14 protein-coding genes are annotated in these 13,415 nt (G+C 71.6%); 8 read left to right on the forward strand and 6 right to left on the reverse strand.

Going from position 1 to position 13,415, the window contains the following annotated elements; genetic code table 11:
* Positions 1 to 186: 186 nt before the first annotated feature.
* The gene (locus tag D0D28_RS25150) at positions 187 to 2,811 is read right to left on the reverse strand and encodes a valine--tRNA ligase (protein WP_116112968.1); all 2,625 of its coding nucleotides are present in this window, start codon (positions 2,809 to 2,811) and stop codon (positions 187 to 189) included.
* A 93-nt stretch (positions 2,812 to 2,904) separates the two neighbouring features.
* Here D0D28_RS25150 and D0D28_RS25155 point away from each other — a divergent pair, with 93 nt between their 5' ends.
* The 6 genes from D0D28_RS25155 (at position 2,905) to D0D28_RS25180 (ending at position 9,468) form a co-directional block, all read left to right on the forward strand.
* On the forward strand, positions 2,905 to 3,735 hold the full coding sequence (locus tag D0D28_RS25155; RefSeq protein WP_116112970.1) for a hypothetical protein: 831 nt from the start codon (positions 2,905 to 2,907) through the stop codon (positions 3,733 to 3,735).
* Between the two features lie 57 nt (positions 3,736 to 3,792).
* Entirely contained in the window at positions 3,793 to 4,779 is a 987-nt protein-coding gene (locus D0D28_RS25160; protein ID WP_116112973.1) for a hypothetical protein, read from the forward strand.
* 40 nt (positions 4,780 to 4,819) lie between these two features.
* Entirely contained in the window at positions 4,820 to 5,257 is a 438-nt protein-coding gene (locus tag D0D28_RS25165) for a MarR family winged helix-turn-helix transcriptional regulator (RefSeq protein WP_094007751.1), read from the forward strand.
* A 4-nt stretch (positions 5,258 to 5,261) separates the two neighbouring features.
* The gene (locus tag D0D28_RS25170) at positions 5,262 to 6,665 is read left to right on the forward strand and encodes an MFS transporter (RefSeq protein ID WP_116112976.1); all 1,404 of its coding nucleotides are present in this window, start codon (positions 5,262 to 5,264) and stop codon (positions 6,663 to 6,665) included.
* 5 nt (positions 6,666 to 6,670) lie between these two features.
* Entirely contained in the window at positions 6,671 to 8,977 is a 2,307-nt protein-coding gene (locus tag D0D28_RS25175; protein ID WP_116112978.1) for an FdhF/YdeP family oxidoreductase, read from the forward strand.
* A 62-nt stretch (positions 8,978 to 9,039) separates the two neighbouring features.
* Positions 9,040 to 9,468, forward strand: coding sequence for a nuclear transport factor 2 family protein (locus D0D28_RS25180; RefSeq protein ID WP_116112981.1), 429 nt, complete (start codon positions 9,040 to 9,042; stop codon positions 9,466 to 9,468).
* On the opposite strand, the gene D0D28_RS25185 is transcribed toward D0D28_RS25180, so the two are convergent.
* On the reverse strand, positions 9,465 to 9,962 hold the full coding sequence (locus tag D0D28_RS25185) for a VOC family protein (RefSeq protein ID WP_116112983.1): 498 nt from the start codon (positions 9,960 to 9,962) through the stop codon (positions 9,465 to 9,467). The genes D0D28_RS25180 and D0D28_RS25185 overlap by 4 nt on opposite strands.
* A gap of 70 nt (positions 9,963 to 10,032) precedes the next feature.
* On the reverse strand, positions 10,033 to 10,590 hold the full coding sequence (locus tag D0D28_RS25190) for a YceI family protein (RefSeq protein WP_116112985.1): 558 nt from the start codon (positions 10,588 to 10,590) through the stop codon (positions 10,033 to 10,035).
* A 94-nt stretch (positions 10,591 to 10,684) separates the two neighbouring features.
* Between D0D28_RS25190 and D0D28_RS25195 the strand changes: the two genes are divergently transcribed.
* The gene (locus tag D0D28_RS25195; protein ID WP_116112987.1) at positions 10,685 to 11,146 is read left to right on the forward strand and encodes a MarR family winged helix-turn-helix transcriptional regulator; all 462 of its coding nucleotides are present in this window, start codon (positions 10,685 to 10,687) and stop codon (positions 11,144 to 11,146) included.
* Here D0D28_RS25195 and D0D28_RS25200 read toward each other — a convergent pair.
* Both D0D28_RS25200 and D0D28_RS25205 read right to left on the reverse strand, forming a co-directional pair.
* On the reverse strand, positions 11,143 to 11,898 hold the full coding sequence (locus tag D0D28_RS25200) for an SDR family NAD(P)-dependent oxidoreductase (RefSeq protein ID WP_116112990.1): 756 nt from the start codon (positions 11,896 to 11,898) through the stop codon (positions 11,143 to 11,145). The genes D0D28_RS25195 and D0D28_RS25200 overlap by 4 nt on opposite strands.
* Positions 11,895 to 12,314: a VOC family protein gene (locus D0D28_RS25205; RefSeq protein WP_116112993.1), complete on the reverse strand. Its 420-nt coding sequence runs from the start codon at positions 12,312 to 12,314 to the stop codon at positions 11,895 to 11,897. Before D0D28_RS25205 ends, D0D28_RS25200 begins: the two co-directional genes overlap by 4 nt.
* Before the next feature lie 66 nt (positions 12,315 to 12,380).
* On the opposite strand from D0D28_RS25205, the gene D0D28_RS25210 reads away from it, so the two are divergent.
* Positions 12,381 to 13,040 (forward strand): GntR family transcriptional regulator, encoded by a 660-nt coding sequence (locus tag D0D28_RS25210; RefSeq protein WP_116112996.1) that lies wholly within the window; start codon positions 12,381 to 12,383, stop codon positions 13,038 to 13,040.
* On the opposite strand, the gene D0D28_RS25215 is transcribed toward D0D28_RS25210, so the two are convergent.
* Positions 13,002 to 13,385, reverse strand: a complete 384-nt coding sequence (locus D0D28_RS25215; RefSeq protein ID WP_240323345.1) for a MarR family winged helix-turn-helix transcriptional regulator — start codon at positions 13,383 to 13,385, stop codon at positions 13,002 to 13,004. The genes D0D28_RS25210 and D0D28_RS25215 overlap by 39 nt on opposite strands.
* Positions 13,386 to 13,415 lie beyond the last annotated feature (30 nt).

Consider the following 13,415-nt stretch of genomic DNA (forward strand, 5'->3'; position numbering starts at 1 on the left):
AAGCGGCCTACTTCCACCCTGCGCCTGTGGTACCCGCACAAACGCCTCGGCACCGAGCCGGTCGAAATCGAGGCCGGACACTGCCCGCACGTCTCGCGACCGCGGCTCGTCGCCGGCATCCTCGGCGCCATCGCCTGATCCCGCGAGTGCCGCCCGCGGGGGTCCCCGCGGACGGCACCGCACGACTCACGCGGTGGGCAGCGAAGCCAGCCGCGCGGTCAGGCGCTCGATGTCGGCGGCCGCGGCGTCCCGGCGCACCTTGATCTTCTCGACCACCTCGGCCGGCGCCTTGTCTAGGAACGCCTGGTTGCCGAGCTTGCCCTCGGTCTGCTTCAGCTCCTTCTGCGCCGCGGCCAGGTCCTTCTCCAGCCGCTTGCGCTCGGCCGCCACGTCGACCGCGCCGCTCAGGTCCAGCTCGACGTGCACGTTCCCGCCGGACAGGCTCACCTCGACCGACGCCGACGCCGTGAACCCGTCCTCCGGGGCGGTCAGCCGCGCCAGCGCCCGCACCGCCTCCTCGTGCCCGGACACGTCGCCGAAGCCCTCGCCGTCGACCCGCGCCGCGACGCGCTGACCGGGCTTGAGGCCCTGGTCGGAGCGGAACCGGCGGATCTCGGTGATCAGCTTCTGCACGTCGGCGATCCGGGCGTCGGCCGCCGCGTCGGCGTAGGAGGTGTCCGGCTTCGGCCAGGGCGCGATCACGATGGACTCGCCGCCGGTCAGCGCCTGCCACAGCTTCTCGGTGATGAACGGGATCACCGGGTGCAGCAACCGCAGCACCGTGTCGAACACGTGCCCCAGCACCGCGCGGGTGCCCTCCGCCCGGTCACCCGCGATCTGGACCTTCGCCAGCTCCAGGTACCAGTCGCACAGCTCGTCCCAGGTGAAGTGGTAGAGCCGGTCGATGGCCTTGGCGAACTGGAAGTCCTCCAGCAGGTCGTCCACTTCGGACACCGTGGTGGCGAGGCGGCCGAGGATCCAGCGGTCGGCCTCGGTCAGCTCGGCGGCCGGCGGCAGCGGCGTCGCCACCGTCGCGCCGTTCATCAGCGCGAACTTGGTGGCGTTCCACAGCTTCGTGCAGAAGTTGCGCGAGCCGGCGGCCCACTCCTCGGCGACCGCCATGTCCGCGCCCGGGTTCGCGCCGCGGGCGAGGGTGAAGCGCGTGGCGTCGGCACCGTAGCTGTCCATCCAGTCGAGCGGGTCGATGCCGTTGCCGCGGGACTTGGACATCTTCTTGCCGAACTGGTCCCGGATCAGCCCGTGCAGGTAGACGTGGTCGAACGGCTGGACGTCGTCGCCGGCGTAGAGGCCGAACATCATCATCCGGGCGACCCAGAAGAAGAGGATGTCGTAGCCGGTGGACAGGACGCTGGTCGGGTAGAACTTCGCCAGGTCCGGCGTCTTCTCCGGCCAGCCGAGCGTGGACAGCGGCCACAGGCCCGAGGAGAACCAGGTGTCCAGGACGTCCGGGTCCTGCTTCCAGCCCTCGCCCGTGGGCGGCTGCTCGTCCGGGCCGACACACACGGTCTCGCCGTTCGGGCCGTACCAGACCGGGATGCGGTGGCCCCACCACAACTGGCGCGAGATCGTCCAGTCGTGCATGTTGTCGACCCAGTCGAAGTAGCGCTTCGCCAGCTCCGGCGGGTGGATCTTGGTGCGCCCGTCGCGGACCGCGTCACCGGCCGCGCGGGCCAGCGGCTCGACCTTGACCCACCACTGCAGCGACAGCCGCGGCTCGACGACCGTGTCGCACCGCGAGCAGTGCCCGACGGCGTGCACGTACGGCCGCTTCTCCGCGACGATCCGGCCCTGCTCGCGCAGCGCCGCGACGACCGCCGGGCGCGCCTCGAACCGGTCGAGGCCCTGGAACGGGCCCGGCACGGTGATCGTGGCGCGCTCGTCCATGATCGTCGGCATCGGCAGGTCGTGGCGGCGGCCGATCTCGAAGTCGTTCGGGTCGTGCGCCGGGGTGACCTTGACGGCGCCGGTGCCGAACTCGGGGTCGACGTGCTCGTCGGCGATGACCGGGATGCGGCGGCCGGTCAGCGGCAGCTCCACCTCGGTGCCGACCAGGTGCCGGTACCGCTCGTCGTCGGGGTGGACGGCGACCGCGGTGTCGCCCAGCATCGTCTCGGCGCGCGTGGTGGCCACGACGATCGAGTTCTCGCCGTCGCCGTAGCGGATGGAGACGAGCTCGCCCTCGTCCTCGGAGTGGTCGACCTCGATGTCCGACAGCGCCGTCATGCAGCGCGGGCACCAGTTGATGATGCGCTCGGCGCGGTAGATCAGGCCGTCGTCGTAGAGGCGCTTGAACACGGTCTGGACGGCGCGGGACAGGCCCTCGTCCATGGTGAAGCGCTCGCGGGACCAGTCGACGCCGTCGCCGAGGCGGCGCATCTGGCCGAGGATCTTGCCGCCGTACTCGGCCTTCCACTCCCAGACGCGCTCGACGAACTTCACGCGGCCCAGGTCGTGGCGCGACTTGCCCTGCTTGGCCAGCTCGCGCTCCACCGCGTTCTGGGTGGCGATACCGGCGTGGTCCGTGCCCGGCAGCCAGAGGACCTCGTAGCCCTGCATGCGGCGGCGGCGCGTCATCACGTCCATCAGGGTGTGGTTGAGCGCGTGCCCCATGTGCAGGCTGCCGTTGACGTTCGGCGGCGGCAGCACGATGGTGAACGGAGGCTTGTCCGACCCGGCGTCGGCCGTGAAGTAGCCCGCGTCTACCCACCGCTGGTAGAGGGCGGCTTCTTCGTCGGCCGGGTTCCACGCGGCCGGGAGGGCGGGCTGCTGGTCAGGGGCGTTCTCCGTCACAACCGGTAAGTGTACGAACCTGGTAATCAGCGCCGCATCCGCATTGCCTCCCGGGGCCGGTAACGATCTCCGGGCACCAGCGATGGGTCCGAAGTGGACGGCTACGAGCACACCCTGGACAACGCGCGGCCGGTGCCGTGGCGAATGACGGCGGCCCTGGTGACGGCGGCCACACTGGCCCTCGCCGGCGTGGCGGCGCTGCTGGTGGTGCCCGCGAGCAGACCCGCGGCCGTCCTGTCGGCGGTGCGGGCGGCGGGCCTGCCGGTCGCGCTGCCGGTCGCCGTGCCGGTCGACCTCGCCGCACCGTTCGCCGCCACTCCCGCGGCCGCCTGGCCGGATGGCATCGACGGGCTGCGCCTGCCCGCGGCGACCCCGGTCGGCGACTTCTCCGCCGCCGAGGTCGCCGCGGCGGCGGAGCAGGTCCGGCAGCTGGCGGCGGCGCTCAACGTGGACCGCGAGGTGATCGAGCAGCGCCGCTTCGACCGCTTCCTGGGCCTGCTGTCCCCCAGCGCGCGCGAGATCGCCGAGCCGTCCGTGCTCGCGCGCACGGAGAACTTTCCGCCCTACCTCGCGGTGGTCGCCGACGGTTACCGGCTGCTGCCGGCGGGCCCCAAGACGGACGGGACCATGTCGGTGGGCCCGGGCACGAGCCGGGCCGAGCTGTCCGTGCGGGTGGACCTGCGCGTCGCGTACGCGTTCGACCCGGCGGGCGCGAAGGTGTTCGACCCGGCCGAACTGGTCGTGCTCCGCACCTTCCAGCTCGACTTCGTGGTGCGCAGGTCGCCGCCGTTCAAGGCCACCACCGCCGGGATCCACGTCGTCGGCGGCCAGGCCTTCCTGGAGGGCGCCGCCTGCCGGTACGCCCGCGTGAACCTGATCGCACCGTTGTTTGCGGATCGGTCTCAGGATGCTTGCACCACGTAACGATCTTCGCCGCCCGTCGATCACCAGTCGAGATCGAACCGGAAGGGCGGGTCCGAAGTGGACGACTACGACATCGGGCAGCACCCGGATCTGCGGGATCCGGACTGGCAGCGGCACGCGGTCAAGGAGGCGTGGGTCGACCTGCGCAGGCAGCGCCGCCGGGCGCGGATGGGCAAGCGGCTCGCGTGGACCGGCGTGTCGCTCGTCGTCGTGGCCGGGGCCGTGTTCGGGTTCGTCCAGTGGGGCCGCTCGACGTCCGCCCACTACGACGGCAGCGCTCCCCCAGCGGCCGAGATGCGCCCGACCGCGCCCAGCGTGCTGCCGGACCTCGCCCGGGTGAACCTGGAGCGTCCCTTCGACGGCACGCCCGCCGAGACCTGGGGCGAGTCGGTCGACAGCCTGCTGACCCCGCCGCCCGGCCCGGTCGGCAAGTTCTCCGCCGGCGAGGTGCAGAACGCTGTCGCCCAGGTGAAGGAGGTCATCCGGGCGGGCAGGCTCGACCGCCGCACCATCGAAGGCCACGACGGATCGCTGCTGCTGAACCTGCTGGCCCCGAACGCCCGGCCGGAGTTCGCCAAGGCGATCACCGACCGCACCGAGGGCCTTCGCGAGGTGGTCAGCTTCGCCGAGGACGGCTACCGGCTGCTCCCGGCCGGCCCGCGGATCACGGGCACCATCACCGCGGCCCCCGGACGCGAGCCGAACACCCTGGCCCTGCACGCCGACTATTCGGTGGCCTACGCGTTCGACCCCGGCAGCCACGCACCGATCCTGGGCCCCGGTGACATCGACGTGTTCCTCCGCTACGAGGTGGATTTCGAACTGGTCCGGGGCACCACCTACCAGAAGAACGACCGCGGTTTGTGGGTGACGAGCACGCAGGGAGTCGTCTACTCGATGGCCTGCGAGCCGTCGAAGCGCGGTTACCTGGCACCGGCGTACAGCGAGCCGTATCCGGACGACCCGGAGGCCGTCGGCTTCGACGAGGCCGCGATGTACGACGTGACCAAGCCGATGCCCGAGTTCACCGGGGGTTGCGAGTAGTCAGTTCGACAGTCCAGGCTCAACAGCCTAGCCTGTCTATATGACGCGGGTACCGAACGACGCGGCGCGCCTCGCGGGAGCCGTGCGCGCCGTGGTCGGGCAGTTGCACCGCCGCCTCCGGCAGGTGGACAACGCGGGTGTCCTGACGCCCTCCCAGTCGGCGGTGCTCGCGCGCCTGCACCGGGACGGGCCGGCCACCCAGGCGCAGCTCGCGGCGGCCGAGCACGTCCGGCAGCAGTCCATGGCGGCCACGCTGGGCGCCCTGGACGAGCTGGGCTACCTCAGCCGCACCCGCGACCCGCACGACGGGCGCCGCGTGCTGGTCGCCCTGTCGGACCTGGGCGAGAAGACCGTGCGGGGCGTGCACCAGCACCGCGAGGAGTGGCTGGCCCGCGCCCTGACCGACGACCTCACCGCCGAGGAACGCCGCAAGCTCGACGAAGCGCTGCCCCTGCTCGCGAAGCTGGCGCAGCGATGAGGAAGTGGTGACGACGCCTCAGCGGACGACCCAGCCCACGCGAACCGCCTACCCGCCGCGCCTGGTCCTGCCCCTGGTGGCCAGCGCGGTGCTCAACCCGATCAACTCCACCCTGATCGCCGTGGCGCTGGTGCCCATCGGCCAGGCGTTCGGCGCCGGGCCGGGGCAGACCGCGTGGCTGATCACCTCGCTCTACCTGGCCACCGCCGTCGGGCAGCCGGTGGTGGGGCTGTTCGTCGACCGGTTCGGCGCGCGGCGCGTGTTGCTGGCCGGCGCGGTCACCGTGCTGCTCGCCGGTGTCGGCGGGCTGCTCGCGTTCTCGCTGGGCTGGCTGGTCGCGGTCCGGGTGGTGCTCGGGATCGGCACCTGCGCCGGCTTCCCGGCCGCGATGGCGGTGCTGCGCAAACGCGCGGACGCCACCGGCGGCGGCGTGCCGAGCCGCATCCTGTCGATCCTCGCGATGTCCGCGCAGACCGTCATGGTCATCGGCCCGACGCTGGGCGGCGCGTTGATCGGCCTGGCCGGCTGGCCGGCGATCTTCGCGGTCAACATCCTGCTGGCCGCGGTCGCGTTCGTGCTCGCGCTCGTCTGGGTGCCCAGGGACCCGCCGCGCACCGGCCCGCGGGAGCCGATCGACGCCGCGGGTATCGCCCTGTTCTCCGCGACCCTGCTCGCGGTGCTCCTCTACGTGATGGCGCCCGCGGTGTCCGACCTGTACCTGATCGGTGTCGCGCTGGTGCTGGGCGCCCTGTTCGTCCGGGTCGAGCTGCGCGCCCGCCGCCCGTTCGTCGACCTGCGGATGCTCGCCGGGAACGGCCCGCTGCTGCGCACCTACCTGCGGCAGTCGCTGGCGTTCCTCATCGTCTACTCGATCATGTTCGGCTACGTGCAGTGGCTGGAGTCGGCGCGCGGGCTCACCGAGTCGGCCGCGGGCGCGCTGCTGACCCCGATGTCGGTCGCCGCCGTGCTGGCGGCCGCCTTCGCGGGCAAGCCGACGCGACTCAAGGGCCGCCTGATCGTCAACTCGCTGGCCCTGCTCGCCGGGTCGGTGCTGCTGCTGTTCGTCGGCGACGGGACCTGGATCGGCGCGCTGGTCGTGCTCGCCGCGGTGTTCGGGCTCGGCCAGGGCCTGACGAGCGTGACCAACCAGACCGTCCTCTACGGCCAGGCCCCGCCCGAGGTGATCGGCACCGCGAGCGGGCTGTTCCGCACCGCGCAGTACCTGGGCGCGATCGCGGCGTCCACGTTGATCGCCCTGTGCTTCGGCGACGAGGCCACCTCGCGTGGCCTGCACGAACTGGCGACGGCGCTCATCGTGATCGGCGTCGTGCTGTTCGCCGTGACGCTGGCCGACCGGAAACTCCCGAAATCCGGTACTCGACCCGGGGCGGCCGCTAACGCAAGATAGGGGACGTGACACGCAACGCTCCTCGCGCCGACATCGACGAAGCCGCCCTCGAAGTGCACAAACCCAAGGAATGGGCGGCCGGCATCCCGGGAGTGGCGGTGTCACTCCTGCGCGGTGTCGAGCAGATGGGCACCGGCCGCACGGTGAAGACCCTGCGCCTGCTCAACCAGCGCGACGGCTTCGACTGCCCCGGCTGCGCCTGGCCGGAGCCCCGCGCCGAGGACGGTGAGCACCGCAAGTTCGCCGAGTTCTGCGAGAACGGCGCGAAGGCGGTCGCCGAGGAGGCCACGAAACGGCGCGTCGGCCGGGAGTTCTTCGCCCAGCACTCCGTCGAGGAGCTGCACGGCCGCACCGACTACTGGCTCGGCCAGCAGGGCAGGCTCACCGAGCCGATGGTGCTGCGCGAGGGCGGCACGCACTACGAGCCGATCAGCTGGGACGACGCCTTCCGCCTGATCGCCGGCCGGCTCAGGGAACTGGACAACCCGGACGAGGCGATCTTCTACACCTCGGGCCGCACCAGCAACGAGGCCGCGTTCCTGTACCAGCTGCTGGTGCGCTCGTTCGGCACGAACAACCTGCCGGACTGCAGCAACATGTGCCACGAGTCCTCCGGCGCGGCGCTGTCGGAGGCCTACGGCATCGGCAAGGGGTCGGTCAGCCTGGCCGACATCCACCACGCCGACCTGATCGTCGTCGTCGGCCAGAACCCGGGCACCAACCACCCGCGCATGCTGTCCGCGCTGGAGGAGGCGAAGGGCCGCGGCGCGAAGGTGATCGCGGTGAACCCGCTGCCCGAGGCCGGGCTGATGCGGTTCAAGAACCCGCAGAACCCGCGCGGGGTGGTCGGCAAGGGCACGCCGCTGTCCGACGAGTTCGCCCAGATCCGGCTCGGCGGCGACCTGGCGCTGTTCCAGGCGATCGGGCACCTGCTGCTGTCGTGGGAGGAGGAGGCGCCGGGCACGATCGTCGACCGCGCGTTCGTCGACTCCTCGACGCACGGCTTCGACGACTGGGCCAAGAACCTGCGGGAGATCGACTGGGCGGCGATCGACGAGGCCACCGGCCTGGACCGCGGCCAGATCGAGCGGATCGCGCGGATGATCGCCGCGTCCGAGCGCACCGTCTACTGCTGGGCGATGGGTGTCACGCAGCACCGGCACGCGGTCGCGACGATCCAGGAGATCAGCAACCTCGCGTTCGCGCGCGGCATGATCGGCAAGCCGGGCGCGGGCCTGTGCCCGGTGCGCGGGCACTCCAACGTGCAGGGCGACCGCACGATGGGTGTCTGGGAGAAGATGCCCGAGGCGTTCCTGAGCAAGCTGGAGGACGAGTTCGGCATCCCGGTGCCGCGCAAGCACGGGTTCGACACGGTGGACGCGATCCGCGCCATGCGTGACGGCCGGGGCAAGGTCTTCCTCGGCATGGGCGGCAACTTCGCCGCCGCCACGCCGGATTCGGAGCTGACCGAGCGGGCGCTGCGCTCGTGCGAGCTGACGGTGCACGTGTCGACCAAGCTCAACCGGTCGCACGTGGTGCCGGGCCGGACCGCGCTGATCCTGCCGACGCTGGGCCGCACCGAGCGGGACACGCAGGCCACGGGCGAGCAGTTCGTCACGGTCGAGGACTCGATGTCGTGCGTGCACGTCTCGCGCGGGCGGCTGAAGCCGGCGAGCGAGCACCTGCTGTCGGAGGTGGCGATCGTCTGCCGGCTGGCGCGCGAGCTGTTCGGCGACGACCACGCCGTGCCGTGGCGGGACTTCGAGGGCGACTACGACCTGATCCGCGACCGGATCGCGGCCGTCGTGCCCGGGTGCGAGGACTACAACGCGAAGGTGCGGCAGCCGGACGGGTTCGTCCTGCCGCACCCGCCGCGCGACTCGCGGTCGTTCCAGACGAGCACCGGCAAGGCGAACTTCACGACGAGCGAACTGGAGTTCCCGCGGGTGCCGGCGGGCCGGCTGCTGCTGCAGACGCTGCGCAGCCACGACCAGTACAACACCACGATCTACGGCCTGTCCGACCGCTACCGCGGCATCGAGGACGCGCGCCGGGTGGTGCTGGTGCACGCCGACGACCTGGCCGAACTGGGCTTCGCCGACGGGCAGCTGGTCGACCTGGTGTCGGAGTGGGAGGACGGCAGCGAGCGGCGGGCGGAGCACTTCCGGACCGTGGCCTACCCCACGGCCCGCGGCTGCGCGGCGGCCTACTTCCCGGAGGCGAACGCGCTGGTGCCGCTGGACTCGGTGGCGAAGAAGTCCAACACGCCGGTCTCGAAGGCGATCGTGCTCCGCCTGGAGCCCGCGTCCTGACGCGACGATCTTGTCCGATTTCCGCCAGCGTGGCCGGGGCGCCGACCAGTGACGTCCCCCGGATGGACAACAGAGCCGTGGTACAGGCCGCGTGGCGCGCGTTCGCCACACATGACGCGAAGCAGATCGCGGCGTTCTTCACCGAGGACGCCGAGTGGCTGGCACCGGCGGGCAACGCCACGGCCGTCGCGCTCGACGCGCCCAGCCACATGGTGGGCCGGGAGGCGATCACGCGTTTCCTGGCGCACGACTTTTCGCGGCTGTTCGTCAGCGACGTCTCGGTGGAGTTCCACGGCTTCTACGCAGATGGCGACCGGGTGGTCGTGGAAGAGACGATGAGCGCCACGCTGGCGAACGGCAACGCCTACCGCAACGACTACTGCTTCGTCTTCGAGTTGCGGGACGGGCTGATCCACCGGGTCCGCGAGTACCTGGACACCGCCCGCGGGCACCGCGCCGTCTTCGGCGCGGCCGTGCCGGCGGCGTCCTAGAGCACCTGGCTGCCGTACATCTCGCCGAGCGGGTCGGCGATCAGCTCGATGCGGGCGCCGTCCGGGTCGCGGAAGTAGACCGACACGTCGCTGTGCACCGCGTGCTCCACGTCGGCCTCGTCGAGCTTGGCGACCAGCCGCTGCCACCGCTGCGGGTCGACCGAGATGGCGATGTGGTGCAGCCCGCCGAGCACCTCGGCGCAGGGCCCGACGTCCAGGCCCGGGAAGTCGAAGAACGCCAGCAGGTTGCCGTTGCCGATGTCGAAGAAGAAGTGCGACGACCCGGGGTAGTCGCGGTTCTCGATCAGCTCGGTGAGCGGGAACTCCAGCAGGTCCTGGTAGAAGCGGACGGTCCGCTCGACGTCGCTGCTGATCAGCGCCGTGTGGTGCAGCCCGCGGGCGGACGAGGGCGGGCGCTGCCCGGCCGGCTTGAGGTGGGTGTCGCGGATGCGGTCGCGCTCCCGGCGGACCGCGTCGAGGTCGACGGAGGTCATGGCCTGCGTTCCTTTCTGGGGGCGGAGGTGGTGTGCCCGGCGTACCCGCCGGGCACCACCGCCATCCGCGTCAGGCGGCCTTGATCGCGGAGACCTCGAACTCGAGGGTGACCTTGTCGCTCACCAGGACGCCGCCGGTCTCCAGCGCGGCGTTCCAGGTGACGCCGAAGTCCTTGCGGTTGATGGTGGTCGAGCCCTCGAAGCCGATCCGGGTGTTGCCGAACGGGTCCTGGGCGGTGCCCTCGAACTCGAACGGGACCGTGACGGACTTGGTGATGCCCTTGATCGTCAGGTCACCGGTCACGTCGAAGCTCGCGTCGCCGGTCTGCCGGATCGCGGTGGACGCGAAGGTGATCTCCGGGTACTCATCCATCGACAGGAAGTCGTTGCTGCGCAGGTGGGCGTCGCGGTCGGCGTTGCGGGTGTCGATGCTGTTCGCCTTGATGGCGATCGTCACCGACGACTTGGCCGGGTCGTCACCGTCGATGTGGGCGGTGCCGGTGAACTCGTTGAACGCGCCGCGCACCTTGGTGACCATCGCGTGGCGGGCGACGAAGCCGATCCGCGTGTGGGTCGGGTCCAGGGTGTACTCGCCGGTCAGGTTCGCGTAGCTGGTCTGGGTGGTCATTGTGGGTTCCTCCCGTGAAGGTCCGGTTGATGTGTCATCGACACAGTGACACAACTTAGATGACGCGTCAACTATTCCCGCTATACTCGGTGGCATGACCCGATGGCTCGACGACGGTGAACAGCAGGCGTGGCGCGCGTACGTGAAGATGCAGAGTCACCTCAACGCCGCGCTGGGCCGCCGGATGCAGGCGGACTCCCGGCTGTCGCTGCCCGACTTCGAGGTGCTGGTGCAGCTCACGGACACACCCGAGGGCCGGGTGCGGGTGTTCGAGCTGGCCAGGGCGCTGGACTGGGAGAAGAGCAGGCTGTCGCACCACCTGCGGCGCATGCAGAAGCGCGGGCTGGTGGCGCGCGAGGAGTGCGCGGACGACGCGCGCGGCGCGTTCATCGTGCTGACGCGGGAGGGCCGGGAGGCGATCGAGCAGGCCGCGCCGCACCACGTGGACAGCGTGCGGGAGCTGGTGTTCGACGTGCTCACCCGGGACCAGGTGGAAGCCCTCCGGGCGATCTCGGAACGGATCCTGAAGGTGGTTCGCCCGGAGGACTGTCCCTAGGACCGCAGGTAGGAGGCGCCGTTGAGGTCGAGGATGGCGCCGGAGGCCCACTCGGCCTCCGCCGAGGCCAGGTAGACCACGGCCGCGGCGATCTCCTGCGGCTGGGCGACGCGGCCGAACGGCGACTGGGCCCGCAGCGCGTCGCCGCGCTCGCCGGTCAGCCAGCCCGCGACGCGCTCGGTCGCGATGAACCCGGGCGCGACCGTGGCGACCGCGATGCCGCGCTGCGCGAGGTGCACCGCCAGCGACTGCCCGAGCGAGTGCAGCGCGGCCTTGGTCGCGCCGTAGGCGGGGTGGTCCGGCTCACCGCGGAAGGCGCCGCGCGAGCCGACGTTGACCACCCGTCCGGCCGCGCCGCGGGCGATCATGTGCCGGGCGACGCAGAACGTGATGTCCGCCGCCCCGAGCAGGTTCACCTCCACCGACTGGCGCCAGACCTCGCGCCAGTGCTCGAAGGTGGTGTCCGCGAGCGGGTGCGCGGTCTCGGTGGTGGTCACCACGGCGGCGTTGTTGACCAGGACGTCGACCCCGCCGAGCGCGTCTTCGGCGGTGTCGGCGAGGTGCCGCGCCTCGCGGATGTCGCCCTGGACCAGCGCGGGCCCGTCGCCGGGCAGGGCGGTCAAGGTGGCTTCCGCGGCGGCCTGGTTGGAGTTGTAGTGCACCGCGACACGGTCTCCGCGCTCGGCGAAGGCCGTGGCGATCGCGCGGCCCAGGCCCGCCGACGCGCCGGTGACGAGAACGCCGCGGCTCACTTGGCGAACAGCTGGGACTCGTCGCGGAAGGCCTTGAACTCCAGCGCGTTGCCGGCCGGGTCGTGCAGGAACATGGTCCACTGCTCCCCCGGCTCGCCCGCGAAGCGCTGGTAGGGCTCGATGACGAACTGGGTGCCGGCGTCCTTGAGGCGGCCGGCCAGCTCGTGGAAGGCCTCGACCGTCAGGACCAGGCCGAAGTGCGGCACCGGGACGTCGTGGCCGTCGACCGGGTTGCGGCCGGCCTCGTTGCGCGCGCCCTCGACCACGTGGGTGACGACCTGGTGGCCGTGGAAGTTCCAGTCCACCCACTTGGTGTCGGAGCGGCCCTCGGGCAGGCCGAGCACCCCGCCGTAGAACTCCCGGGCGCGGCCGAGGTCGTCGACCGGGATCGCGAGGTGGAACGCGGGGCGGGTCATAGTGCCTCCTTCTCAGTCGGTGGCTCCAGCTTGACCCGAGGTATGTCGTAATGTCAACATTAGTACATGCAACCCGCCCGGCGGCGCGGGCTGCGCGAGGAGGCCGCCGACCGCATCCGCGACGAGATCCTGTCCGGCCGCTTCGCGCCCGGAAGCGCGCTGCGGGAGGTCGAGCTGGCCGCGTCGCTGCAGGTCAGCCGCGGGTCGGTGCGCGAGGGGCTGGCGATCCTGGAGCGCGAGGGGCTGGTGCGCAGCGAGTGGCACCGGGGCACGCGGATCATCGAGCTGAGCGAGACCGACATCACCGAGGTCTACGCGGTGCGCGCGGCCCTGGACCGGCTGGCGACGCTGACCGCGGCGGCGCGGGGACGGCCGGAGCAGTTCGACGAGCTGGACCGCCTGGTCGCGGCGATGGAACGGGAGGTGGACGGCGCGGCGGACGGCGGCCGGCTGGTGGCGCTGGACATCGAGTTCCACGACTGCGTGTACGCGATGGCGGGCAACGGAAGGCTGACCAGCGCGTGGGAGGCCGTGCGGTCGCAGGTGCACCTGTTCCAGGCCCACCGGGTGCGGCTGTCACACGAGCACTACCGGACCCGCGTGGTGGACGAACACCGCGAACTGGCGACGCTGCTGCGTGCCGGACGGACCGAGGGGCTGGGCGACCTGGCGGAGGAGCACGTGCAGTCAGCGTGCCGGGGGCTGATCGAGAGCCTGCGCGCCTGAGCCGCCGAGCGCCTCGACCAGGCTCGCGTAGCCGGCGCGTTCCTCGTCGCTCAACGCGGCGAAGCGCTCCGCCAGCGGCTCGGCGAACCGCCGCCGGATTCGCTCCCGCAGTTCCTCCCCCGCGGCGGTCAGCACGATGCGGCTGATGCGCCGGTCCTTCTCGTCCGGCTCGCGCGCCAGCAGGCCGCGCTTGCCGAGTCGGTCGACCATCCCGGTCACGTTCGTCTTGTCGCAGCCCAGCAGCGCCGCCAGCTCGCCGAACGACGGGCGCCGCGACAGCGCGCACAGCACCTGCGTCTGCTGGCTCGTCAGGTCGAACTCCCGCGCGATGCCCGCGTACAGCACCGCCGCCTCGCGGTGCAGCGCGGCGACCGC

Source organism: Amycolatopsis ruanii (assembly GCF_003385175.1).
GTDB classification, from domain to species: Bacteria; Actinomycetota; Actinomycetes; order Mycobacteriales; family Pseudonocardiaceae; genus Amycolatopsis_E; species Amycolatopsis_E thermalba.